At 72.1% G+C, this 24,191-nt stretch carries 22 protein-coding genes; 8 read left to right on the top strand and 14 right to left on the bottom strand.

What is annotated here, in order from left to right; genetic code table 11:
- Nucleotides 1-81 precede the first annotated feature (81 nt).
- Both ACZ66S_RS20070 and ACZ66S_RS20065 read left to right on the top strand, forming a co-directional pair.
- Nucleotides 82-783: a GntR family transcriptional regulator gene (locus ACZ66S_RS20070; RefSeq protein ID WP_469902838.1), complete on the top strand. Its 702-nt coding sequence runs from the start codon at nt 82-84 to the stop codon at nt 781-783.
- A gap of 130 nt (nt 784-913) precedes the next feature.
- Nucleotides 914-1,564 (top strand): hypothetical protein, encoded by a 651-nt coding sequence (locus ACZ66S_RS20065; protein WP_053849031.1) that lies wholly within the window; start codon nt 914-916, stop codon nt 1,562-1,564.
- 22 nt (nt 1,565-1,586) lie between these two features.
- Here the strand turns inward: ACZ66S_RS20065 and ACZ66S_RS20060 are convergent, their stop codons facing one another.
- From ACZ66S_RS20060 to ACZ66S_RS20040, 5 genes are all read right to left on the bottom strand, one after another.
- Nucleotides 1,587-1,880 (bottom strand): hypothetical protein, encoded by a 294-nt coding sequence (locus ACZ66S_RS20060; protein ID WP_469902837.1) that lies wholly within the window; start codon nt 1,878-1,880, stop codon nt 1,587-1,589.
- Between the two features lie 76 nt (nt 1,881-1,956).
- Nucleotides 1,957-3,372: a HupE/UreJ family protein gene (locus tag ACZ66S_RS20055; protein WP_469902836.1), complete on the bottom strand. Its 1,416-nt coding sequence runs from the start codon at nt 3,370-3,372 to the stop codon at nt 1,957-1,959.
- The gene (locus ACZ66S_RS20050) at nt 3,369-4,631 is read right to left on the bottom strand and encodes a DUF3500 domain-containing protein (protein WP_469902835.1); all 1,263 of its coding nucleotides are present in this window, start codon (nt 4,629-4,631) and stop codon (nt 3,369-3,371) included. The genes ACZ66S_RS20055 and ACZ66S_RS20050 overlap by 4 nt, the downstream gene beginning before the upstream one ends.
- Nucleotides 4,632-4,806: 175 nt before the next feature.
- On the bottom strand, nt 4,807-6,621 hold the full coding sequence (locus ACZ66S_RS20045; protein WP_469902834.1) for a bifunctional metallophosphatase/5'-nucleotidase: 1,815 nt from the start codon (nt 6,619-6,621) through the stop codon (nt 4,807-4,809).
- 149 nt (nt 6,622-6,770) lie between these two features.
- Nucleotides 6,771-8,054, bottom strand: coding sequence for an adenylosuccinate synthase (locus ACZ66S_RS20040; protein WP_469902833.1), 1,284 nt, complete (start codon nt 8,052-8,054; stop codon nt 6,771-6,773).
- 188 nt (nt 8,055-8,242) lie between these two features.
- Between ACZ66S_RS20040 and ACZ66S_RS20035 the strand changes: the two genes are divergently transcribed.
- Nucleotides 8,243-9,097: a diacylglycerol kinase gene (locus tag ACZ66S_RS20035; RefSeq protein ID WP_469902832.1), complete on the top strand. Its 855-nt coding sequence runs from the start codon at nt 8,243-8,245 to the stop codon at nt 9,095-9,097.
- Between the two features lie 65 nt (nt 9,098-9,162).
- Entirely contained in the window at nt 9,163-10,134 is a 972-nt protein-coding gene (locus ACZ66S_RS20030) for a TAXI family TRAP transporter solute-binding subunit (protein ID WP_469902831.1), read from the top strand.
- A gap of 475 nt (nt 10,135-10,609) precedes the next feature.
- Here ACZ66S_RS20030 and ACZ66S_RS20025 read toward each other — a convergent pair whose 3' ends face one another.
- The 4 genes from ACZ66S_RS20025 to ACZ66S_RS20010 all read right to left on the bottom strand — a co-directional run bounded on the left by ACZ66S_RS20025 (nt 10,610) and on the right by ACZ66S_RS20010 (nt 14,692).
- Nucleotides 10,610-11,977 (bottom strand): sensor histidine kinase, encoded by a 1,368-nt coding sequence (locus tag ACZ66S_RS20025; protein WP_469902830.1) that lies wholly within the window; start codon nt 11,975-11,977, stop codon nt 10,610-10,612.
- 28 nt (nt 11,978-12,005) lie between these two features.
- Nucleotides 12,006-12,677: a response regulator transcription factor gene (locus ACZ66S_RS20020; RefSeq protein WP_469902829.1), complete on the bottom strand. Its 672-nt coding sequence runs from the start codon at nt 12,675-12,677 to the stop codon at nt 12,006-12,008.
- Nucleotides 12,678-12,687: 10 nt separating this feature from the next.
- On the bottom strand, nt 12,688-13,950 hold the full coding sequence (locus tag ACZ66S_RS20015; protein ID WP_469903034.1) for an MFS transporter: 1,263 nt from the start codon (nt 13,948-13,950) through the stop codon (nt 12,688-12,690).
- 247 nt (nt 13,951-14,197) lie between these two features.
- Complete coding sequence (locus ACZ66S_RS20010) at nt 14,198-14,692, bottom strand: GbsR/MarR family transcriptional regulator (protein ID WP_469902828.1); 495 nt, start codon at nt 14,690-14,692, stop codon at nt 14,198-14,200.
- Nucleotides 14,693-14,765: 73 nt separating this feature from the next.
- On the opposite strand from ACZ66S_RS20010, the gene ACZ66S_RS20005 reads away from it, so the two are divergent.
- The 3 genes from ACZ66S_RS20005 to ACZ66S_RS19995 are packed head-to-tail and all read left to right on the top strand — an operon-like array spanning nt 14,766 to nt 17,542.
- Nucleotides 14,766-15,662 (top strand): ABC transporter ATP-binding protein, encoded by an 897-nt coding sequence (locus tag ACZ66S_RS20005; protein WP_469902827.1) that lies wholly within the window; start codon nt 14,766-14,768, stop codon nt 15,660-15,662.
- The gene (locus ACZ66S_RS20000; protein ID WP_469902826.1) at nt 15,659-17,257 is read left to right on the top strand and encodes an ABC transporter permease; all 1,599 of its coding nucleotides are present in this window, start codon (nt 15,659-15,661) and stop codon (nt 17,255-17,257) included. The genes ACZ66S_RS20005 and ACZ66S_RS20000 overlap by 4 nt, the downstream gene beginning before the upstream one ends.
- 33 nt (nt 17,258-17,290) lie before the next feature.
- Nucleotides 17,291-17,542 (top strand): hypothetical protein, encoded by a 252-nt coding sequence (locus ACZ66S_RS19995; RefSeq protein ID WP_469902825.1) that lies wholly within the window; start codon nt 17,291-17,293, stop codon nt 17,540-17,542.
- On the opposite strand, the gene ACZ66S_RS19990 is transcribed toward ACZ66S_RS19995, so the two are convergent.
- Nucleotides 17,539-18,744 (bottom strand): cytochrome P450, encoded by a 1,206-nt coding sequence (locus ACZ66S_RS19990; protein WP_469902824.1) that lies wholly within the window; start codon nt 18,742-18,744, stop codon nt 17,539-17,541. The genes ACZ66S_RS19995 and ACZ66S_RS19990 overlap by 4 nt on opposite strands.
- A gap of 103 nt (nt 18,745-18,847) precedes the next feature.
- Here ACZ66S_RS19990 and ACZ66S_RS19985 point away from each other — a divergent pair, with 103 nt between their 5' ends.
- Nucleotides 18,848-19,972, top strand: a complete 1,125-nt coding sequence (locus ACZ66S_RS19985) for a DNA polymerase III subunit beta family protein (protein WP_469902823.1) — start codon at nt 18,848-18,850, stop codon at nt 19,970-19,972.
- A gap of 50 nt (nt 19,973-20,022) precedes the next feature.
- Here the strand turns inward: ACZ66S_RS19985 and ACZ66S_RS19980 are convergent, their stop codons facing one another.
- The 4 genes from ACZ66S_RS19980 to ACZ66S_RS19965 all read right to left on the bottom strand — a co-directional run bounded on the left by ACZ66S_RS19980 (nt 20,023) and on the right by ACZ66S_RS19965 (nt 24,184).
- Nucleotides 20,023-20,688: a response regulator transcription factor gene (locus ACZ66S_RS19980; protein WP_469902822.1), complete on the bottom strand. Its 666-nt coding sequence runs from the start codon at nt 20,686-20,688 to the stop codon at nt 20,023-20,025.
- Nucleotides 20,685-22,061: a sensor histidine kinase gene (locus tag ACZ66S_RS19975; protein WP_469902821.1), complete on the bottom strand. Its 1,377-nt coding sequence runs from the start codon at nt 22,059-22,061 to the stop codon at nt 20,685-20,687. Before ACZ66S_RS19975 ends, ACZ66S_RS19980 begins: the two co-directional genes overlap by 4 nt.
- Nucleotides 22,062-22,160: 99 nt before the next feature.
- The gene (locus ACZ66S_RS19970; RefSeq protein WP_469902820.1) at nt 22,161-22,835 is read right to left on the bottom strand and encodes a response regulator; all 675 of its coding nucleotides are present in this window, start codon (nt 22,833-22,835) and stop codon (nt 22,161-22,163) included.
- Nucleotides 22,832-24,184 (bottom strand): sensor histidine kinase, encoded by a 1,353-nt coding sequence (locus ACZ66S_RS19965; RefSeq protein ID WP_469902819.1) that lies wholly within the window; start codon nt 24,182-24,184, stop codon nt 22,832-22,834. The genes ACZ66S_RS19970 and ACZ66S_RS19965 overlap by 4 nt, the downstream gene beginning before the upstream one ends.
- Nucleotides 24,185-24,191 lie beyond the last annotated feature (7 nt).

Here is a 24,191-nt window from a genome sequence, read left to right as displayed (position 1 = left end):
CTTCGAACGCGTAAGGTGGCGTGCTCGTAGACATATGTACGAGCACGCCATCTGCACCTGCGCGAGGGAGGCGCCCCGACCATGCCCGGCAGCAGCGGCAACGGTGCCGTCACCCGCAGTACGCTGCGGCAGCAGATCGCGGACGCGCTGCGCGACGAGGTACTGGCCGGACGGCTCCAGCCGGGGCAGGAGTTCACCGTCAAGGAGATCGCCGAGCAGTACGGCGTCTCCGCGACCCCGGTCCGCGAGGCCCTCGTCGACCTGTCCGCGCAGGGGCTCCTGGAGGCCGACCAGCACCGCGGCTTCCATGTGCACGAGTACTCCCTCGCCGACTTCCGCGGCATGATCGAGGCCCGCAGCCTGGTCACGGACGGTATGTTCCAGGCCCTCGACGCCGGCCACCGCATCTTCCAGGAGCTCGACGAACCCCGTACCGCCGCGGCCGTGGCGGGCGTACGCCGGCGTGGCGAGGAGGCCCAGCGGGCCGCCACCGCGGGCGACCTGACCGTGCTGATCGGCTACGACCTGCGCTTCTGGCGGGAACTGAGCGTCCTGTTCGGCAATCCCTACCTCGCCGACTTCCTGCACCGGCTGCGCGTGCAGACCTGGGTGTGCACGGTCCAGCACCTGCGCCGGCTCACCGATCTGCGCGGCAGCCTGTGGTCCGGGCACCCCGAGGTCGCCGACGCCCTGTACGACCGGGACACCCGGACCGCCCGCGCGCTCCTCACCGCCTACAACGGCCATTATCTGACCCTCATCGAGGGCCTCACCGCCGACTGACGGCCCCCGGCACGGGTAAGGGACCACCACGACCCGCACAAGGGGCCCCGTCCGGGGATCCCAGCGACTACCCTTCCCTGACCACCGTGTGACGACATCCGCGTACCGCGCGTATCCGAGGAGCTGTCTTTTGGCCTGTGACCTGTGGCTGGTCCCGCTCGTCGACGTGTTGTGCCACACCCCGGACAACCCGTTCGCCGAGGAACTCGCGCAATACAACAAGGTGCTCGCCGAGGCCGGGTTGCCGCCGGTGCCGGTGTACCAGTACATGCCGGGACTGTCCGGCGAGGTCGCCCCGGTGGCCGGTTTCGACTACGACGCCCTGCACTTCCTGCGGCGCGCCTACCTGCTCCAGGTCTGCGGGCTCCCGGTCACCCCGGTGGACGAACTGGGCGGTGACTACGAGCAGTTGCTGGAGATGTTCGAGACGACGGCCCAGCAGTCGCATCTGGTCTGGCACTACGACCACGCGGGCGCGTACGTCCCCGTCGACTTCCCGCACCCTCTCGCCAACGACGAACTCCTCGCGGGCGGCGGCCCGTTGGGGTCCTCGCAGGCGCTGCTGCGGGAACTGGAGTTCGTGGCCCCGGTGATCGGCATCGATCCGGCCAATCCGCCGGCGCCCCCGGAGCCGCCGCGCGCCCCGACGGAGCTGGAGGAGCCGGCCGTCCCCGCGCCGTACGACCCCAGCCCCTTCGCCCGCGAACGCCATGTCTGGCTGGGGCTGCACGCGGCGGCGACCCGGAGCCTCGCCCAGGGCTCGATGATCATCTTCAGTTGAGACCGCCGGGGACCGCGGGGGTTCAGCGTCCGAGCTGGGACAGCCCCTTCTGCAGGTCGTCGCGGTTCATCACCGGGGTGTAGCTGACCTTGGCGCCCAGGTTCATGAAGAACGGCTCGCTGATCACCGGCATCAGTGAGCTGTCCTCCATGTCGAAGAACAGGAAGGCCGTGCGCTGACCGTTCTCGGAGGTGAAGTAGGCCGCCTCGGGCTTGATCTGTTCCAGCGACGCCTCGATCAGCTTCGGCAGGGTGCCGTTGCTGATGGCCTCGTTCGCCTTCTCCGTGTCCATGGACACCTTGAGCAGTACGCGCATCGCACTCACCTTCTCCGGATCGACACGCAGAATTGCACGCTCCCAGAATATGCCTCGACGGGGCATTTCTCCCTGGCTACTCCGGCGGGAGCAGCCGGACCGCCTCCCCCGGTGCGATGCCGCTCCCGTCCCGTGCGCGCAGGCTGGACGACGCCACGAGCCATCCATGAGCAGTACCCCGCCGGCGGGTGAGCAGGGTCCAGGCCGTGGCGGTCGCCGCGGTCGTCGCGAGGACCGCCAGCAGCAGCGTGGTGTGGGCACCTGCGCTGTCGGCGGCCCGGGCGACCGGGTTGGCGAGGCCCAGGCGGTCGGCCAGCCAGCCGACCGCCGCCGTGCCGGTGAGGGCCGCGCCCGTCAGCCGCAGCACGGGCTGGACCCGCAGCCGGGCCAGGACCAGCAGCGAGGGCAGGGCGAGGCAGACCAGCAGGAGCTGGACCAGTTCGATGCCGAGGTTGAAGCCGAGGAGGCTGGTCGCCAACTGGCCGGTGGTCAGCCGCATCTCGGCGAGCACGAAGGAGAACGCCATGCCGTGGCCGAGTCCGAACACCCCGGCCACGAGCGCCTCCCGGCCCGGGAAGAGCGGCCGGACCGCGTGGACCGCGCCGACCAGGATGCTGGTCGCGATGAACGCCTCCACCGGCCAGGCGGGGATCTCGAGACGGCCGAGCGCGGTGACGGCCAGTGCGGCGGAGTGCCCGGCGGTGAAGGCGAGGGTGATGCGGCCGATGCGGGCCAGGGCCTTCCGGGGACCCACCAGTCCCCGCCAGCGGCCGCCGCTCGCCGCGAGCGGTGCGGGCAGCAACAGGATGAGCAGGAACAGCAGATGGTCGGTGCCGGTGAGGATGTGGTCGCCGCCGAGCCTCAGCATGGCGACGAAGCCCCGCCAGGCGCTGCCCGCGCCGAGGTCCACCTTCAGTGCCGGGACCTTCATGGTCCGGGTGTCGACACGGATCGTGCCGACCTGCGTGGTGCCCTCGCCGTCCACCTTCCCGGCCGCCCAGTCCTGCCGGACCGTCACCAGCACGGTGTGCGTGACGACCTGGTGGACGACGGCGTCGTAGCCGAAGGTGAAGTGCCGTACGTCGGCGCCGGCGGGCGGGGTGAGCACGGCCCGGGCGACCAGTTCGCGGTACTCGCCGGTGTCGGTCTGGACGGCCCGGCTCAGGGCCAGGCGGCCGACGGTGACCTGCCAGGTGCTGCCGTCGGTGGCGGTCGGGTGGATGTGCTGCACCAGGTAGGCGCGGACGGCGCCGGTGCGGGCGGCCAGCGTCTTCGCGGACACCTCGATCCCGCTGGCCCGGGTGAACTCGTCGACGGGCAGCTCCAGGCGGGCGGAGACGGAGTGCTCGTACACGTCGAGCACGACCACCGAGTGCGGCATCGGATGCGCGGCGGCCGGCGACGCCCCGACGAGGAGCGCCGCCGTTGCCGCGATCGCGATCCCGGCCGCCCGGCGCAGCGCTGCGGTCAGCCAGTTTCGCGGTCCGGTCATGAGAAGGAGAACTCGCTGCCGTAGTCGCGGGTGTGGTCGCGGTACACCGTGTGGTAGTGGATCTTGTCGCGGTACACCACACCGGTCTGGCAGATGAACTCGACCCACACGCTCGGACCGTCGATCCGGACGTAGTCGCCGTTGGTGTCCAGGCCGGTGCCGCCGGAGTAGCTGATGTAGGTGTCCTTCAGCTCCTTGGCGTACGTCTTCATCAGCGCCTTCGCGGTGGCGTCGTCGACGTCCGCGACCCAGGGGTGGATGGCGGCGAGGACCAGCTTCTGCTGCTTGGCGGACAGCTCGCTGACCTTCAGGCTCTGCTTGGTCTCCGGGAACTCGCCGTCGGAGCCCGGGCCGAGGAGCACGTCGCCGAAGGACTGCGACAGTCGGGCCGTGGCGAGCTGCCCGGTCGTCAGGCTGCCGGTGAGGGCGAGCATGCCGTCGCGGAACTCGGCCATCGGCTCGTACGTCGTGCCGTCGTCGGCGGTCCAGCTCGTGGGCTCGATGCCGCTGAAGAAGGGGCTGGCGCCGGCGACCTTGCCGTTCTTGAAGGTGATGTTGACGGCGAGGTGGTGGCCGCCGAAGTGCAGTTGCCAGGTGCCGGTCTTCGACGGGGTGCCGAGGAAGGCCAGGTAGTAGTAGCCGCTGCCGTACGAGAAGCCGCCCGGGCCGCCGCCGGTGCCGCCGGAGGGCGGGGTGCCCGTCGGGACGTCCGTCGGAACGTCCGTCGGAACGTCCGTCGGGGCGGCCGTGCTCGTCGCCGTGTCGGTGGCCGTCGGGCTCGGCGCCGGGGCGGCGGAGGAGGTGGACTCCGCCGAGGCGAGCACGTCGTCGGCGAGGACGGTCTGCATGACGTGGTCGTAGCCGGTGTCCTTGCCGGACCCCAGGGCGACCTTCAACACGCTCTCGGCGGCGGCCAACTGCTCGTCGCTCAGCGAACCGAAGTCGATGCCGGGACGGCAGGTGCCGGCGCACGGCAGGTTCGACCAGGCGGTCGCGTTGGCCTGGCTGAAGTCCAGGACCGTCGCCGCCTGCTGGTCGGAGTCGAGGGTGTTGAGGAACGCGTTGGCGGCGCTGACCACGGCCGCGGTGCCGGTGGCCTTCTTGTCGACCGCGAAGTGGGCCGCCGCCTTCTTGTCGGTGGTGGTCGCGGCGTTCGCCGCCACGAACCCACCACCGACGAGGACGACACCGGCGGCCACGCCGGCGACCCCCCGCCAGGTCCGTCGCCTACGCGCCTGACTGGTTCTTTCCCTGCTCACGAGCAACTCCCTGAGGACGAGGACCGAGATGGACGCGCGCGCTGCCGAGAGAACTACCAGCAAAATTGTTGACAACTCAATGCGCGCGCTCTCGGACCTCGTCCCTTTTGGGCGGCCTGAGGCAGGTATTCAAGAAATAAGCAGGGCCTGTTGACAGGTTTCGCTTATCGCGGTCTCAGGCGAAGACCGGGGTCCCGCCCTGCGTCAGCCGCCAGTTGGCGGCCGCGAAGTCCTTCGGGTCGAGCGCGCCCTTGGAGGTCACGTAGTCGATCATGAGCTGGCGGATCTCGTTGGTGGAGCTGTAGGCGATGTCGGCGGACGCGATGTGCGGGTAGCCGGAGCCGCCGTTGGCCCGGTAGTTGTTGACGGCGACGACGAAGACCTGGTCGTCGGCGACCGGGGTCCCGTTGTACGTCAGGTTCTTGATGCGGGAGCCCTCGGCCGCCGCGATGTCGATGTCGTAGGAGACACCCGCGGCGGTGTCGTACATGTAGTCCCAGAAGCTGTTGGCGTTGGTCAGCGTCGCGGTGTCCACGGCCGTGCCCGCCGGGGCCTGGTGGTAGTACTTCGCCGCGTACTCCAGGTAGTCCCTGAGCTGGGCGCCGGTGAGCTTCTTGCCGTAGAGGGTGTTGTCGTAGATGTAGAGCCCGGCGATGTCCTTGATGGTGACGCTGCCCGCGGGGATGTCGGCGGTGCGGGAGAAGGGCGCGGCGACCGAGATCAGCGGGAGGGCCGCGTCGGCGGTGGAGAGCCCCGCCTTCACCGTGTCCATCTGGACCTGGTGGATGAAGTCCATGATCGGGACGTCCTTCCAGCAGGAGTCCGCCGCGGACAGGTCCTCGGTGCAGGTGCCGACGGCCGTGTTGACGTACCGCACCACCAGCTCGTGGTCGGCCTCCAGGAGCTTTTTGATCTCCGGGTCCTCGTCCACGGTGTTCGGGTTGAGGGTCTGCGCGGTCTTCTTGGTGACCTTCCACTGGCCGCGCACCAGCTCCAGCTCGAAGTCGAAGACGCTGAGCCGGTAGCCCCAGCAGTACGGCTCGGAGAGCAGGACGTCCTCGCCGCTCTCGTCGTTCCGCACGGTGTACGACGGCACCTCGACGTGGGTGTGGCCGACGAGGATCGCGTCGATGCCGGGGACCTGCTGGGCGACGAGGTTGGAGGCGTTCTCGACGTACGGGAGCGAGTCGCCGTACGACGAACTGCCGTCCAGGCCCGAGTGGTCGGTCAGGAAGACGACGTCACAGCCGAGGGCGCGCAGCCGGGGCACGTACTTCCTCGCCTGCTCGACCAGGCCCGGGAAGACCATCCTCCCGCTGACGTTGTCCTTGTCCCACAGGGCGATGCCGGGGTTGGTGAGGCCGAGGACGCCGACCTTGATGTCGGGGGCGCCCGGCACGCGGATCCGCTTCACGGTGTACGGCCGGAAGGCGGGCTTCAGCGTCTTCGCGTCCAGGGCGTTGGCGCCCAGCAGCGGGAAGCGGCACTGGCTCTCGAACTTGCGGAGCACCTCGATGCCGTAGTTGAACTCGTGGTTGCCGAGGGCGGCGGCGTCGTAGCGCATGTGGTTCATGGCGACGGCCATCGGGTGCTTCGGGGCGCCCTTGTCGGTGATGGGCTGCACGCGCGCGAAGTAGTAGGCGAGGGAGGTGCCCTGGATGATGTCGCCGGCGTCGACGAGCAGGACGTGCTCCTCGCCCTTGGCCGCGCGCTGCTGCTTGATCAGGGTGGCGAGCCGGGCGACGCCGACCGAGTTGGCCTTGCTGTCGGAGTACGCCTTGTCGAGGTAGTAGTCCCAGTCGAAGACGTGGCTGTGCAGGTCGGTGGTGCCGAGGACGGAGAACGACCAGGTCCTCGGGGCCTTGCCGGGCTTGTGCCCGGCGGCGGCCTGCGCGGGCGTCGCGGCGGCGGTCCCCGCGGCGGCGACGGCCGCCCCGGTGACGGCCGACTTCTTCACGAACTCCCGGCGGTTGAGGGGAGGGACGGGCATGGCGGGGCTCCTGGGGCAAGGGGCGGGCGGGAGAGGGCACTACACGCGTAGATGCTGGTCTCCCACCCGTGCGCCCGGGAACCAGGAAAAGGCCATGGGCCGGTCAAGGAAGTCCTTGACCGGCCCGACGACCGCCGTGCGGAAGGGATTTACAGGAACGAGTTGATCTCGATCGTCTCGTCCCGGCCCGGGCCCACGCCGATCGCGGAGATCGGGGCGCCGGACATCTCCTCCAGCGCCTTCACGTAGTCCTGGGCGTTCTTCGGGAGGTCCGCGAAGGTCTTGGCCTTCGTGATGTCCTCGCTCCAGCCGGGCAGGTACTCGTAGACCGGCTTCGCGTGGTGGAAGTCGGTTTGGGAGTAAGGCAGTTCCTCGACCCGCTCGCCGTCGATCTCGTACGCGACACAGACCGGGATCTGCTCCCAGCCGGTGAGCACGTCGAGCTTGGTGAGGAAGAAGTCGGTGAGGCCGTTGACGCGGGTCGCGTAGCGGGCGATCACCGCGTCGAACCAGCCGCAGCGACGGTCACGGCCGGTGGTGACACCCCGCTCACCGCCGATGCGGCGCAGCGCCTCGCCGTCCTCGTCGAACAGCTCGGTCGGGAACGGCCCCGAGCCGACCCGGGTCGTGTACGCCTTGAGGATGCCGATGACCCGGCTGATCTTCGTCGGGCCCACGCCCGCGCCCGTGCACGCCCCGCCCGCGGTGGGGTTGCTGGACGTGACGAACGGGTACGTGCCGTGGTCGATGTCCAGGAGCGTGCCCTGGCCGCCCTCGAACAGGACGACCTTGTCCTGCTCCAGGGCCTGGTTGAGGACCAGGACCGTGTCGGCGACGTACGGCTTCAGCTTGTCGGCGTAGCCCAGCAGCTCCTCGACGACCTGGCCGACCTCGATGGCCCGGCGGTTGAAGACCTTGGTCAGGAGCTGGTTCTTGCCGTCGAGGGCCGCCTCGACCTTCTGGGTCAGGATCGACTCGTCGTACAGGTCCTGGATCCGGATGCCCACGCGGTTGATCTTGTCCGCGTAGGTCGGTCCGATGCCGCGCCCCGTCGTGCCGATCTTGCGCTTTCCGAGGAAGCGTTCCGTCACCTTGTCCACGGTGACGTTGTACGGCGTGATGACGTGGGCGTTACCGCTGATCAGGAGCTTGGAGGTGTCGACGCCGCGGTCGTTCAGTCCGTTCAGCTCGGAGAACAGGACCGACGGATCGACGACGACACCGTTGCCGATGACCGGGGTGCACCCCGGAGACAGGATTCCGGAAGGGAGGAGGTGGAGGGCGTACTTCTGATCGCCCACGACTACCGTGTGGCCGGCGTTGTTGCCGCCCTGGTAGCGCACCACATAGTCCACCGAGCCACCGAGCAGGTCGGTCGCCTTTCCCTTGCCTTCGTCACCCCACTGAGCACCGAGCAGCACAAGTGCGGGCACGCGCGTACACCCCTTCCGGGCGGGGCATGTCCAAGGTCGGGGGCGTACGCGTACGGTTCCTCCGTCGCGTGCACCACGGCCGTCGTCGGCCGCTGCCCGTCGGACCCGGATGCCCCGGAATAGACGAAGCCCCTGGCGCAATAGCGCAAGGGGCTCTTGCACAAAGATGCTACCCGAGGAAGCGAGGCATGGCCGAGGTGGCGACTTCCGCGACGTCCGATCAGCTACTGGTGGTCATCGACCCGGTCGCCCGGCAGACGGACGGCGAGTCCGTACGGATCGTGAAAGACGTGCTCAGCGCGGGTGCGGCGACGAAGGTGTGTCTGCCGGACAGCCCCGAGGAGTTCGCCCGGGCGCTGGCCCGGCGCGGCTCGCGGCGGCCGGTGGTGGTCGGGGACGACCGCGCGCTGATGCGGACCGTGGTGCTGCTGCACCGGCAGCGGGAGCTGGCCGGATGCCCGCTGTCGGTGGTGCCGGTCGGACCGGTCCTCGGCGTCGCCCACGCGCTGGGCGTGCCCACGGGGGCGGTGGCGGCCGCCCGGGCGGTCCTGGAGGGCGCCGAGCGGCGGCTGGACATGCTGGTGGACGACAGCGACGGGGTGGTCCTCGGCGCGCTGCGGATCCCCGCCCCTGCCGCGCGGGAGGAGCCCGCGGAGGCCGCGCGGCCCTGGCTGCGGACCTGCCAGTCCCTCGTCCGCACCCTGGTGCCGGCCCGGCCCGCCCGGGAGACCGCGCCCGCCGTCCCCGGGCCCTCACGGCTGCGGGTGCAGGTCGACGGGGTGACCCTGGTGGACCTGGACCAGCCCTTGGAGGCGGTGTGGGTGACGCCGGGGGCCGGCCTGGGCGCGGGTCTCGCCTCAGTGGAGGTCCGCCCCCTGTCGGTGGGCGCGGAGGCGTCCCCCCTGCTGGCCACCGGCCGCACGGTCACCGTCACGGGCACGGACTTCCGGTACCGGGCCGACACGGGGGTGGTGGGACCGGTACGAAGGCGCACGTGGACGGTCCGGGAGCGGGCACTGCGGTTGGTGCTGCCGGGGATGTGAGCGGTGCCCAGGGGTCGCGGGTCCGTTTCGTACGGGGGCACAGGTGGCCGCCGTATTCTCGCCCGGTGACCGTCGCCTCCCGCCCGGACCGCCGCCTCCCGCGCCGCGCGGTGCTCGCCGTGCTGGCCGGTCTCGCCGCCTCGGTGCCCGTCGCGGGGCCCGGGCGGGCACGGGCGCGGCGGCTCGTCCTGGCCACCGGCGTGGCGGGAGCGCCGTACGGGATCTTCGGCAGGCGGCTGGCCGGGGAGATCGACCGGCGGGTGCCGTCCCTCATGGTGCGCGTCGTGAACACCTCGGCGAGCGTGGACAACCTGCGGCTGCTCGGCTCCGGTGGCGCCGATCTCGCGCTGGCGCTGGGTGACAGCGCGGCGGACGCGTTCGAGGGGGCCGGCGAGTTCGGCTCCCCGGAGCCGGTCATGGCGCTGGCCCGCATGTACCTGAACTACACGCATCTGGTGGCCCACCCCGATGCCGGGATACGGGCCGTCGCCGATCTGGCCGGGCGGCGGGTCTCCCTGGGCGTCACAGGTTCCGGCACCGTCACCGTGGCCGAGCGGGTCCTGGCCGCCTCGGGGCTGACCCGGCCGGTACGGCCCCGCCATCTGGGCCTCGACGACTCGGTGACGGCGTTGCGGCGCCGCGAGATCGACGCGTTCTTCGCGTCCAGCGGCGTGCCGGCCGACGCGCTCACCGAGCTGGCCGAGGACCTGGCCGTGCGGATGATCCCGCTGGGCGGCCTCGCCGGGGCGCTGCGCGAGCGGCACGGCCCGGCCTACGTCGATGTCACCATCCCGGCCGGCACCTACGGGCAGGTCGCCGAGACACCCACGGTCGGGGTGCCGACGTACCTGATGGCCCGCTCCGGTCTGCCGGCCGGGCCGGCGTACGAGGTGACCCGGGCGATCTTCGGGGCCCGTCAGACCCTGCCGGGCCCCGAGGTGCCGGGCGCGTACCTGGACGAGCGCTACGCCATCGGCACGGACCCGGTACCGCTGCATCCGGGGGCGGTGCGGTACTACCGGAGCGTGTACGGCTGACGGGTGCGGGGGGCGACAGTCGGTGGGGGGCCGACAGGCGGTGGGGGGGCCGACAGCCTCTGCGAATCCCCGGCCGCCTCTCGCCCGCCGACCGACGGCTCTACGACCGCCTGGCCGGCCGCCGGCCGAGCGGTGCGGCCGCGCCCCGGCTGGCGGTGTTGTCGGCGCCGCTACCGCTCCCCGCCCCGCCGTGGGGCCGCCGTGCGCGGTGACCGGCTCTCGGTCAGCAGGGGCGGGCCCGGGGGCGTCCCGGGTGGTAGTGGGTCGGGCCACGGCCCGTCACCCGGGCCGGCGTCCCGCTCTCCCGCTCCCCGTCCCACCGCCGGGCCGCCGGGCGCGGTGGCCGGCTCTCGGTCAGCAGGGGCGGGACCGGGGGCGTCCCGGGTGGTAGTGGGTCGGGCCACGGCCGGCGTCCACCGCTCTCCTGCTCCCCGCCCCGCCGCGCGGTGGGCCATGGCCGGTGTCCCTCGGTTCGTTATCGCTCTGCCCCCAGCCGGAACTCCACGATCAGTCCCCTCGGTTCGGCCGACCGCAGGTCCAGCGTGCCGCCCGCCGCGTGCGCGAGTTCGTCGGCGATGGCGAGTCCGAGGCCGCTGCCCTCCACCCCGCCGTGGCGCGGGGAGCGCCAGAAGCGGGCGCGGGCGGCGGTGAGTTCCGCGGGGTCGAGGCCCGGGCCGTCGTCGGCGACCCGCAGCACCACGGCTCCGCCCTCGCCGGTGCGCAGGCTGACGTCGATGTGCCCGTCGGCCGGTACGAACTTGACCGCGTTGTCGACGGCGATGTCGGCGACGCGGCCCACCGTGTCCGGTGGGCACCACACCACCAGGGCGTCCGGCAGCGTCGTCCGCAGACGCGGTCCGGCCGCGGCCGTCACCTCGGCCCACGCCCGCAGCCGGGGGGCGAGTTCCGCCACGAGATCGACGGGGCGGGCCGGGACCGCGCCCCGGGCCTCGATCCGGCCCAGGGTGAGGAGGTCCTCCAGGAGCACGCCGACCCGGTCCATCTCCTCCATCGCCTGCCCGTACCGCTCCGCCCCGGAGGCCCTGAGGTGCGGGCGCAGGTTCTCCAGGCGGAGCGACAGCACGGCGAGCGGGGTGCGCAGCTCGTGGGAGGCGTCGGAGACGAAGGCGCGCTGTCTGTCGAGAGCGGCGGCCACGGCGTCGGCCATGGAGTTGAACCGCTCCTCCAGCCGCCGCAGTTCGGACGGTCCGCCCCGGGTGCCGGAGATCCGGGCGCTCATCCGGCCGCGGGCGATGGCCTCGGTGACCGCGTCCAGTTCGGCCACCGGTCGCAGGGTCCACCGGGCCAGGCGTCGCGCGGCCTCGACGGCGAGGACGAACGCGGCGGCGGCCGCCCCGGCCAGCGCCAGCCATACGACGGTCACGTCCCCGCGGGCGTCGGTGGTCGGAGCGGCGAGCAGCACGACGCCGGTGACCTGCGCGTCGCTGCCCACCGGCTCGGCGATCACCACACGGTCCGGCCCGAACACCGTGACCAGCGGGAGCCGTGCGGTGGTCCGGCCCGCCAGCGCCCGCCGCAGCGGACCCGCACCGCCGCGCACCGCACCGCCCGCCTCGGCCAGCACGGTGCCGCTGCCACGGACGATCCGGACGGGCGCCCCGTACAGGGAGGCGTACCGCGTGGCCTCGGCGCGCAGTACGGCGGTGTCGCTCTCCTGGATCGCCTGCTCGGCGAGATCCGCGAGCCGGGTGGCGTCCGCCCGCCGGGCCAGCAGCAGCTCGGCGGTGCGCTCCTGGGCGTAGGCCAGCCCCAGGGGGACGGCGAGCGCGAGCAGCACACCGCCGATCAGGGCGAGATAGGTGACGAGGAGCCGACGCCGCATCAGAGAACCGGCCCGCGAGGAACGCTCATCAGATCCCCAGCCGGTAGCCCACGCCCCGGTGGGTGCGGATCAGTTCCGGGCGGCCCGTCTTCGCCCTGATCCCCCGCACATGCACGTCTAGCGACCGGGACGCGGCGAGGAAGGCGTCCCCCCAGACGGCGTCCAGGATCTCCTCGCGGCTCCTGACCACCCCGGGACTGCGGGCGAGCAGCGCCAGTACGTCGAACTCGCGGGCCGTCAGCACCACGGCGACCCCCGCCACCGTCACACCCCGGGCCGACAGGTCGATGTGCACGTCCCCGACGTCCACCTCACGCGGTCCCGCGTCGCCGCCGGCCCGCGGGCTCCAGGGCTTGCGCCGGTGCACGGCCTCCATCCGGGCCAGCAGTTCCCTGATCCGGAACGGCTTGGTGAGGTAGTCGTCGGCGCCACCGTGCAGCCCCGCGAGGACCGCCCGTTCGTCGCAGCGCGCGGTGAGGACGATCACGGGGACGGACGAGACCCGGCGCAGCCGCCGCAGCATGTCGAGACCGTCCATGTCGGGCAGCCCGAGGTCGAGGAGGACGAAGTCGGCGCGGTCCTTGCGGCGCAGCCCCTCGTCGGCGCGGGACACCCGCTCGACCAGGTGTCCGCGCTCGAAGAGGGCCGTGGCGAGGGCGTCGGCCAGCCGGACGTCGTCCTCGATCAGCAGCACGCGCATGCGGGGCAGGTTAGGCCCCGACCCTGAGAGCCGGCTTCGTGACCGCCTCGGCACCTGCGAGGGAGACGTCCCGGGTCTCCCGCATGGTCAGGTACACGATGAGCGAGACGGCGGCGCATCCGCTGACGTACCAGTAGAAGCCGGATTCGAGCCCGGCGTCCTTGAACCACAGGGCGACGTACTCCGCGGTGCCGCCGAACAGGGCGTTGGCTAGGGCGTAGGGCAGGGCCACGCCGAGGGCGCGGATGCGGGCCGGGAACAGCTCGGTCTTCACCAGGGCACTCATCGAGGTGTAGCCGGTGATGATCAGCAGTCCGGCGATCATCAGCAGCAGGGCGCTGCCGAACGTCGACACATGCCCCATCGCCGTCATCAGCGGCACCGTGAACAGCATCGCGCCGACGCCGAAGGAGATCAGCAGCGGACGCCGGCCGACGCGGTCCGACAGCGCGCCCGCCAGCGGCTGTACGCAGATGAAGACGAGGATCGCGGCGAAGCTCACGAGAGAGGCGTCGGTCCTGCTGAGCCCCGCGGTGTTGGACAGGTACTTGGTCATGTACGTCGAGTACGTGTAGTCGGCCAGGGTGCCGCCCATGCTGAAGCCGATGACGAGGGCGACCGTGCGCCGGTACTCCCACAGCCCGCGCAGGGTGCCGCGCTCCTTCGCCGCACCGACCTCCTCGACGGCCTCCTCGTACGCCTCGGTCTCCACCAGGCTGCGGCGCAGGTAGAACACGACCGCGGCACCGAGCGCGCCGATGACGAACGGGACGCGCCAGCCCCAGGAGGACAGCGTCTGCTCGGACATCGTCTGCTGGAGCAGGATCTGGAGGCTGAGCCCGATGAGCTGGCCGACTTTCATGGACACCATCTGGAAACTGCAGAAGAAGCCGCGCCGGCCGGGCGGCGCGGCCTCGGCGAGATAGGTCGCGCTGGCCGCGTACTCACCGCCCACCGACATGCCCTGGAGCATCCGCGCGAGCAGCAGCACGGCCGCGCCCCCGTACCCGGCCTGGGCGTGGGTGGGGGCGAGGGCGATGAGGAGGGCGCTGGCCGACATCAGCAGCACGGTGACGTTGAGGGCGGCCTTGCGGCCCTTGCGGTCACCGAGCCGGCCGAGCAGCCAGCCGCCGACGGGCCGCATGAAGAAGCCGACCGCGAAGATGCCCGCGGTGTGCAGGAGTTGGGAGGTCGCATCACCCTCGGGGAAGAACGCCGAGGCGAAGTAGACGGAGAACGTCGAGTAGACGAACCAGTCGTACCACTCGATCATGTTGCCGATCGAGCCGCCGATGATCGCTTTCCAGGGGCCGTTCCGAGGGCTCGTGGACACAGGTGTCTCCTGTCCGTCAGAGGGGTGCACGGCTGCGGCGATGCCACATCACCGCAGGTCACAGCAGCGTGACCGAACTCCACGGACTCAACCAGACAGGGCGGCCGGATCTAACCTCCGCTTAAGACTTCGCTCGGGGCCCACTGGTCTCCTGGAGAGCCGTCCCGGGCACCGGTGAGACGGAGCGTCAGGCGCCGAACAGCTTGGCGCGGTGGGTTCTCCAGCGGTCCATCATCTGCGCCACGTCCTTCTCGATGAACTCGAAGAAGGCCAGGGTCTCGGCCAGGCGGTGTCCTGCCGGTGTGCCGGCGCCCAGGCTGGCGACGCCCTCGCGCAGGGCGTCCTCCCACCGCTTGATGATCGCCTCGCGGTTGGTGAGCGCGTGGTACCACTGGTCGGAGTGGACCCGGTAGCGCTCCCGCCGCGATCCGGGCTCGCGCTCGCGCGACAGCATGTGCACCTGCGCGAGATAGCGCACGGCCCCGGAGACGGCCGCCGGGCTGATCTGCAACTGCTCGCTGAGTTCGGCGGAGGTCAGGGCGCCGCTGTCGGAGGCGAGCAGGGCCGCGAAGACCCGGGCCGGCATCCTCTGCAATCCGGCCTCGACCAGGTGGGCCGCGAACCGCTCCACGAACCGTGAGACCGCTTCCGGGTCCCGTTCCACCGCCTTCGGCTCCGTCATGCCTCCACCCTAGCCGGACTTCATAGGCTTCCGTAACTTCACAAATTTCTGAAGTAAGTGTACGTTCTGAAACATGACCAAGGCCATCACCGTCTCCGGACTGCACAAGTCGTTCGGCAGGACCCACGCGCTCGACGGCCTCGACCTGGACGTCGAGACCGGCGAGGTGCACGGCTTCCTCGGCCCCAACGGCGCCGGCAAGTCGACCGCCATCCGCGTCCTGCTCGGCCTGCTGCGCGCCGACTCCGGGGCCGCGCAGGTCCTGGGCCGCGACCCGTGGGCGGACGCCGTCGAGGTGCACCGCCGCACCGCCTACGTCCCCGGCGACGTGACCCTGTGGCGCAACCTCTCCGGCGGCGAGGTCATCGACCTCTACGGCCGGCTGCGCGGCGGACTCGATCCCGCCAGGCGTGCCGAGCTCGTCGAGCGCTTCGAGCTGGACCCCACCAAGAAGGGCCGCACCTACTCGAAGGGCAACCGCCAGAAGGTCGCCCTGGTCGCCGCGTTCGCCTCGGACGTGGACCTGCTGATCCTGGACGAGCCGACCTCGGGCCTCGACCCGCTGATGGAGGAGGTCTTCCAGCGCTGCGTGGAGGAGGAGCGCGAGCGCGGCCGTACGGTCCTGCTGTCCTCGCACATCCTCAGCGAGGTCGAGGAACTCTGCGACCGGGTCAGCATCATCCGGCGCGGCCGCACCGTGGAGTCGGGTTCACTGGCCGAGCTGCGCCACCTCACCCGCACCAGCGTCACGGCTGAACTGGCGGGCGCCCCCGACGGACTTGCCCACCTGCCCGGCGTCCACGACCTCGACGTCCAGGGCCACCGGGTCCGGCTCCAGGTGGACACCGACCGACTGGACGGCGTGCTGCGGCAGTTGAGCGAGTCCGGGGTGCGCTCGCTGACCTCGACACCGCCGACGCTGGAGGAACTGTTCCTGCGGCACTACCAGGACGAGGCCACGGCGTCATGACCTCCCTGACGGGCACCGGCGTGCTCCTGCGCTTCAACCTGCGCCGCGACCGGCTGATGATCCCGGTGTGGGTGGCGGTGAACGCCCTCATGGTCCTCTCCATGCCGAACACCCTCAAGGGCCTGTACGGCACCGAGGCCGAGCGCGCCGACCTGCTGCACCAGGTGGCCGCCAACTCCTCCCTGCGCGCGCTGATCGGCCCCGTCTTCGACGACTCCCTCGGCGCCCTCACCGCCTGGCGCGTCGGCGTCTACGCCGGGGCGCTCGCCGCCGCGACCGGCCTCCTGGTCGTCGTACGCCACACCCGCGACGAGGAGGAGAGCGGCCGGCAGGAGATGCTCTCGTCGGGCGTGGTGGGCCGGCGGGCCTCGCTGACGGCCGCGCTGCTCGCGGCGGCCGTGGCGAACGGGGTGCTGGCCCTGCTGGTGACGGCCGGCCTCGCGAACCGGGGAGTCGCGGGCGCGCTGGCGCTCGGGCTGGGCCTCGCCGCGGTGGGCATGCTGTTCGCCACGACGGCCGCGATCGTCGCGCAGGTGACGGAGAGCGCGCGGCTGGCGCGGGGCGTGACGGCGGGGGTGCTGGGCGTCGCGTTCGTGCTGCGGGCGGCGGGCGACGCGGCCACGCCCGGGGACGCCTCCCAGGCGTCCGGCTCCGGGGGAGGGACCTCGGTGCTGACCTGGCTGTCGCCGCTCGGCTGGCTGTCGCAGCTCCGCCCCTTCGCCGGCGAACGCTGGTGGGTGCTGCTGCTGTTCGCGGCGGCCGTGGCGGTCCAGGGCGCGCTGGCCTACGTCCTCGCGGGCCGCAGGGACGTGGGCATGAGCTTCGTGCCGACGCGCCCTGGCCCCGCGTCCGGCCGCCTCGGCACCGCGGGCGCGCTGGCCTGGCGGCTCCAGCGGGGCGCACTGCTCGGCTGGTCGATCGGCTTCCTCCTCGCCGGGGTGGTCTACGGCGGTCTGACCGACGGCGTCGCCGACCTGGTCGGCGACAACGCCAAGGCCCGCGAGATCTTCGAGCGGATGGGCGGACAGTCCGGGATCACGGACGCGTTCCTCGCCTCGATGACCGGGATGCTGGGCCTGGTGGCCGCGCTGTACGTCGTCGCGTCGGTGCTGCGGCTGCACGGCGAGGAGACCTCGATGCGGGCGGAACCGGTGCTGGCGAACGCGGTGGGCCGGCTGCGATGGGCCGCGGGCCACCTGGTGATCGCCTTCGGTGGCTCGGCCCTCGTCATGCTGCTCGCCGGCCTCGGTCTCGCCGCCGGCTACGGCGAGCGGGTCGGCCCCGTCCTGGGCGCGAGCCTGGTCCAGATCCCGGCGGTGTGGGTGATCGGAGGGCTCACGGTCCTGCTGTACGGCCTCGCCCCGCGCCTGGCTCCGCTGGCCTGGGGTGTCGCCGGGGCGGTGCTGCTGATCGGCTGGGTCGGCCCGGCGCTGGACGTCCCGCAGACGGTGCTGGACCTCTCCCCCTTCGGCCACCTGCCGAAGCTGCCGGGCGGCGGGATGCGGTGGGGGCCGGTGCTGGCCCTGACCGCGCTGGCGGCGGCCCTCGTCGCCACGGGCCTCGCGGGCCTTCGGCGCCGTGACCTGACCACGTGAACCGCCCGAGGGGCGCGGCGCGTCCCTCACGGCATGCGGAGACCGGGCACGGACGCGGTGACCTGCGGGGGCTGCGCGCTGTCGGCACTGGGCGCGACGGCGGCCCCACTGCTGTGGCTGTCCATGCCCCGCACCCGGCGCCACCTGGGCGGCGGCTTCGAGAACGAGGGCATGGACGTCACGGTCCTGCTCACGGAGCTGCCGCTCGTGGCGCTGGGCGGAGCCTTCCTGCCGCTGCTCGTGCTCACCCTGCTGGTGCGGCTGCGGGACCGTCGGCGGCCCTAGCCGACGCGGACGGGCAGTCCCTCCAGACCCCGGATCACGAAGTTCGGCTTGCGTTCCGGCTCCGCCGCCAGGGTCAGCGTCGGGGCCCGCTCCAGCAGGGCGGTCATGGAGGCGGCCAGTTCGATCCGGGCCAGGGGCGCGCCGATGCAGTAGTGGATGCCGGCGCTGAAGGAGATGTGCGGGTTGTCGGCGCGGGCCAGGTCGAGGCGCTCGGGCTCCCGGAACACCTCGGGGTCGTGGTTGGCGGAACCGAAGAGCAGCGCGATCTCGGCGCCCCTCGGGACGGTCGTCCCGTCGATCTCGATCTCGTCCAGCACCCAGCGCTCGAAGAGCTGGAGCGGGGTGTCGTAGCGCATGAGCTCCTCGACGGCCCCCGGGACGAGGGAGTGGTCGGCGCGGAGCGCGCTCAGCTCGCCGGGGTTGCGGAACAGCGCCCACCAGCCGTTGACCGTGGCGTTCACGGTGGCCTCGTGACCCGCGTTGAGCAGCAGGACGCAGGTGGAGATCATCTCCTGCTCGGTGAGCCGGTCGCCCTCGTCGTGCGCGGCGATCAGCCCCGAGATCAGGTCGTCGCCGGGCTCCTTGCGACGCTCGGCGATCAGCTCCCGCAGATACTCCGAGAACTCGACGGAGGCCCGCACCGCCCTGTCCGCCACGTCCTGCGCAGGGTTCAGCTCGTACATCCCGCAGATGTCCGCCGACCAGGGCCGCAGCGGCGCCCGGTCCGCCTCCGGGATGCCCAGCATCTCGGCGATCACCGCCACGGGGAGCGGCTCGGCGACATCGGTCAGCAGGTCCCCGCCGCCCGCCGCGACCAGGCGGTCCACCAGTTCACCGGCCAGGCCGGTCACGTACGGCTTGAGCCGCTCGACCGTGCGCGGGGTGAACGCCTTGGACACCAGCCGCCGGATCCGGGTGTGGTCCGGCGGCTCCAGGTCGAGCATCCCGTGGTCGTTGAGCGTGTGGAACGGCTCGTGCTCCGCCGGAGGTGCCGTCCGGCCGAACTCCTCGTGCGTGAACCGGTGCTGGTAGGTCCGCCCGAGCCTGCGGTCCCTGAGCAGCGCGGAGACGTCCGCGTGGTGCGGGACGAGCCACTGGTCCGTGGGCTCGTAGTACTGCACACGGCCCTTGGCGCGGAGCTCGGCGTAGGCGGGGTACGGGTCGGCGAGAAACGCCGGGTCCCAGGGATCGAAGGCTGCCATGCGGGGACGCTAGCCCGGAAGGCGGGCTTCTGACCAGGGGGGTTCTCTCGGGTCCGGGGCGCGGGTTGACCCTCGACCTTGTGCAGGGCCCAGAGTTCGGGGCGTGGAGAACGACATGCGCAGCATCGGCGGGATGGCTCGCGACAGCGGACTGGGCGTGAGCGCCCTGCGGTTCTACGACCGCGCCGGGGTGCTCGTACCGGCCTGGGTGGATCCGGTGAGCGGATACCGCTGGTACGCACCGGGGCAGCTCGACGAGGCCCGGCTGCTGGCCCGGCTGCGCCGGTCCGGGATGGCACTGGCGGACATCCGGCTGGTGCTGGCCACCTGGTCCGGCGCGGACACCGAGCTGGTCCGGCACCTGCTCTCGGCACACCTGCGCCGTCTCGAACGGGGTCTGTCCGACGCCCGCGCCGAGTTCTCCGCACTCCGAACACTGCTCGACCGACGGGAGAACCTCATGACACCGCTCCGTACCGCCACCCTCCGGTTGACCGTCGCCGCGCCCGCGCTGGCGGCCGCACTGGACACCGTCCGCTTCGCGGCGGGCACCGACCCGGAGCTGCCGATGCTCCGCGGGGTCCTGTTCGACATCGAGGGCGGGAACCTCCACGTCGTGGCCACCGACCGGTACCGCATGGCCGTCGCACGGGCCGGCGTCGACGGAGCTGTCGAGAGCCGTGTCCAGGTCATCGTGCCCAGCCCGCTCGCCGACGCGATGCGGGCGCTCCTGCACGACGAGGGAGTCGTGCGGCTCGCGCTCGACGGGGACCGCGTGACCCTGGAGGCCGGGGACCGGCAGGCGGCCGGCCGGTGCCTCGACCACGACTTCCCCGACTACCGTCGTCTCCTCCCCCGGACCGGCGACCGCAGCGCCCTCGTCGAGGTCGCGGACTTCCGCGAGGCCCTTGAGACGGGCCCTGTCCGCCGCGACGAGAGCGGAACGCACGACCTCAGCGTGCTCCGGGTGACGGACGAGGGCACGGTGACCCTCTGCGGCGACGGCGAGGGTGAGGGCGAGGGTGCCTCCGACGGTGACGGTAACGGCGACGCCGGCGGCCCGGACCGTGTCGCGGTCAACCGCGGGTTCCTGCTGAACGCGCTGGCCGCCGGCGGCCGGGACCGGCTGGTCCTGGAGCTCACGGCTCCCACCGCCCCGATCGCGATCCGCCGCCCCGACGACGAGAGCGGCTTCTCGATCCTGATGCCGGTCCGCCTGGAGGACTGACACCTGCCGGGAAACGGCCCGTCACGGCACCGCGCTCCCCTGCCCGGCCCCTACCTCGGTGTCACCAGCCGTGCCTCGTACGCGAACACCGCTGCCTGGGTGCGGTCCCTGAGGCCCAGCTTCACCAGGATGCGGCTGACGTGGGTCTTGATCGTGGACTCGGCCACCACCAGGCGCTCGGCCATCTCCGAGTTGGACAGGCCCTGGGCGATGAGGATCAGCACCTCCGTCTCGCGGTCGGTGAGGTCGCCGTAGGCCGTGTGGGCCGAGGCCATGAGCCTCGGGGACTGGGACAGCTTGGAGAACTCCGTGATCAGACGCCTGGTGACCGAGGGCGCCAGGAGTGCCTCACCGGACGCCACCACCCGCACCCCCTCGGCGAGTTGACGGGCCGAGGCGTCCTTGAGGAGGAAGCCTGAGGCGCCCGCGCGCAGGGCCTGGTACACGTACTCGTCGAGGTCGAAGGTGGTCAGGACCAGGACCTTCGCCGTACTGTCGGCGGCGACGATCTCCCTGGTCGCCTCGATGCCGTTCAGCTCCGGCATCCGGATGTCCATCAGGACCACGTCGGGGGCGAGTTCACGGACCCGGTCCACCGCCTCGCGGCCGTTGACGGCCTCGCCGACCACCTCGATGTCCGGCATCGCGTTCAGCAGCACCGAGAATCCCTCGCGGACCATCATCTGGTCGTCCGCGACCAGGACCCGGATCGTCATGCCTCCCCCTCGTCCCTGAGCGGCACCGGCAGGAACACCGTGACCTCGTACCCGCCGTCGTCCGTGGCGCCGGCCGTCATCTCGCCGCCCAGCATGGAGACCCGCTCCCGCATGCCGGTGATGCCGTGGCCCGCTCCGGGCGAGGGCTTCAGCAGCGACAGCTCGGGGCGCGGGCCGTTGACCATGCGCAGGCCCAGGCCGCCCAGGACGTATCCGATCTCGACCCGTGCGCTCGCCCCGGGGGCGTGCCGCAGGGTGTTGCTCAGTGCCTCCTGGACGATCCGGTAGGCCGACAGCTCCACGCCCTGCGGGAGTTCGCGGACCGCTCCGGTGACCGCCTTGTCGACGCTCAGGCCCGCCTCCCGCACGTTGTCGAGGAGGGCGTCGAGGTCGGCGAGGGTGGGCTGCGGGGCGTCCGGGGCCTCGTAGTCCTCGGCGCGGACCACGCCGAGGACCCGGCGCAGCTCGGTGAGGGCCGCCACCGCGTTCTCCCGGATGGTGGCGAACGCCTTCTCCAGCTCGGGCGGCGGGTTCTCCACCCGGTAGGGGGCCGCCTCCGCCTGGATGGCGACGACCGACATGTGGTGGGCGACCACGTCGTGCAGCTCGCGGGCGATGGTGGTGCGCTCCTCCAGGAGGGTGCGGCGGGAGCGCTCGTGGGCGGTCACCGTCTGCTGGGCGGTCACCGTCTGCTGGGCGTCCCGGCGTATGTGCCAGACGGTCACGGCGAGCAGGCACAGCGCGGAGACGAAGAGCACCTCCACGGTGTTGGAGCGGTAGTAGTGACCGGCGCCGAGGGCACCCTGCCACACCACCCCGTAGACCCCGGTCAGCAGCCACATCCAGGCCGCCGTACGCGGCCTGGTGCGTATCGCCACCACGGTGAGCACCACCAGGTGGCAGGCGAAGCCGCCCGGCAGCCACGGCCAGCCCTGCTGCCAGGAGTTGACGAAGGCCACCGGATAGGCGACCGCGGTCGCGGCCAGCGACACCCAGAAGGCCATGACCGGCCGCACCATGGTCAGCAGGACCGGAACCAGGGCGCACAGGCCGACGAAGAGGTTGGTGGTCGCACCGCGGCCGCTGTTGTCCGCCCCGATGACCATCGCGAGCAGGCCGGCAGCGGTGATCAGCGCGTGCGGCGTCCAGACCGCGTACTCCCGCAGGCGGCCGTGCAGCAGACGGGGAAGGCCCCTGGAGACGGGGGTCGGAGGCAGCGGACGGTAGGGGAGGGCGTCACTGATCAGGTCGTGCCGCAGGCCGCGCAGGGCCTCCACGGCTGCTCTGAACTCCGGGCTGCGGGACTTGTACGTGTCGTACCCGCCGCTGCCGCCGCGCGGCGGTGTCATGTGCGTCTCGGTCGTATCGGTCACGTTCAGAACGGTAGGCGGGGACCGCGGTCCCCGTCGTCACCAGCGAGACGGGTCCTCCGGCGTCCCTCTCAGGTACTACGGGTACCGGGGGGCGGCCGATCAGTAGCCCGCAGGTCGCACCAGCCCCGACTCGTACGCGAACACCGCGGCCTGCGTGCGGTCCCGGAGGCCCAGCTTCACCAGGATGCGGCCCACGTGCGTCTTCACGGTCTGCTCGGCCACGACGAGGCGTTCGGCGATCTCGGCGTTGGACAGGCCCTGCGCGATCAGCGCGAGGACCTCCGTCTCGCGCTCGGTCAGCTCGCCGACCCGGCTCTTGAGCGGGGCGCGGGGCCGCTTGTCGAGACGGGAGAACTCGGCGATCAGCCGCCGGGTGATGCCGGGCGCGAGCAGCGCGTCCCCGGCCGCCACCACACGCACGGCCTCGGCGAGCTGCTCCGCGGAGGCGTCCTTCAGCAGGAACCCGGAGGCGCCGGCCCGCAGCGCCTCGTAGACGTACTCGTCGAGGTCGAAGGTGGTCAGCACCAGGACCCTGATCTCCGGGCGCTCGCCGGTGATGCGGCGGGTGGCCTCGATGCCGCCCAGCTCGGGCATGCGGATGTCCATCAGGACGACGTCCGGGACGAGTTCGGCGACCTTGGCGACGGCGTCCAGGCCGTCGACCGCCTGCCCGACCACCTCTATGCCGGGCTGGGCGGCCAGCAGCACGCTGAAGCCCTGCCGGACCATCTGCTGGTCGTCGGCGATGAGTACGCGGATGGGGCTGCTCGTCATGCGGTGCCGTCCTTGGATTCGCTGACCTGGTCGGGGTCGCCCGGGGGCGCCGTCGGAAGATACGCGGCCACCTCGTAGCCGCCGTCGGGGCGGGGGCCGGCGCGCAGTGTCCCGCCCAGCATGGCGGCCCGCTCCCGCATGCCGAGCAGTCCGTGTCCCGCGCCCGGTGAGGTGGCCACGCTGCGGGTGGGACGGGAGTTGGCGATGCGCACGTCCACCCCGTGCCGGTAGTGGACGAGCGCGACGGAGGCGGTCGCGCCGGGCGCGTGGCGCAGGACGTTGCTCAGCGCCTCCTGCACGATGCGGTACGCCGACAGCTCCACACCGGACGGCAGGGGCCGCCGGACGCCCCGCACGTCGACCTCGACGCTCAGTCCGGCCGCCCGGGTGTTCTCCACCAGCGCGTCGAGCCGGTCGAGGGTGGGCTGCGGGGCGTGCGGGGCGGTGCCGGTGACGGGGTCGGCGAACTCCTGCGCGCTGTCGGGGTGTTCGGCCCGCAGCACGCCCAGGACCCGGCGCAGCTCGGTCAGCGCCTCCAGCGCGTTCTGCCGGATGCCGTCGAGGTTCTCCCGGAGTTCCGCGGAGGGGTTCTCGACGAGGTGCGGGGCGACCTGCGCCTGGATCGAGATGACGGACATGTGGTGGGCGACGACGTCGTGCAGCTCGCGCGCGATCCGGCTGCGCTCCTCCAGCAGGGTGCGCCGGGCCCGCTCCTCGGCGGTCAGCGTGGTCTGCGCGACGAGCGCCCTGCTGGCCTCCCGCCGCCCCCGCAGGGCGGTGCCGAGCACCACCACCACGGTGAACAGGGTGGCCGCCAGGACCCCGGTGGGCTGGAAGTCGGCCGCGCCCAGCACGCCCTCGACGAGGTACGTGAGAAGCAGCGTCACCGCCAGCGCCTCGGCGGCCACGCGCGCGGGCACCCGCAGGGCGAGCAGCAGCAGGACGACCATGTGTCCGACGATTCCACCGGCGGACCAGGGCCAGGTGAAGTCGTGCGCGCCGCCGGCCAGCAGTTGTCTGCGCACCTCGACGGCGCCGACCACCATGGCCGCGGTCGAGAGCCACCACGCCGGGACGGGCCGCCACAGCGCGCACACCACGGCGGCCCCCTGGGCGAGACCGATCGCGAAGGCGAGGCTGGCGCCCACTCCGCCGTTGTCCTGGAGCTGCGCCACGGCGCCGACCGTGACCCCGAAGGCGACCAGGCACGCCAGGCCGTGCGGCAGCCAGCGCAACCAGACGGACGGGGGCAGTGGGTCGACCCGCAGCGTGCACAGGTCGGCGCGCAGCACTCCCAGCCAGCGCCGCACCCGGTCCTTGACCACCTGCCCGACCCCCGTCTCCCTCACGCCGACC

Source organism: Streptomyces sp. NPDC107471 (assembly GCF_055582845.1).
This window is presented reverse-complemented; position numbering and strand designations above follow the sequence as displayed.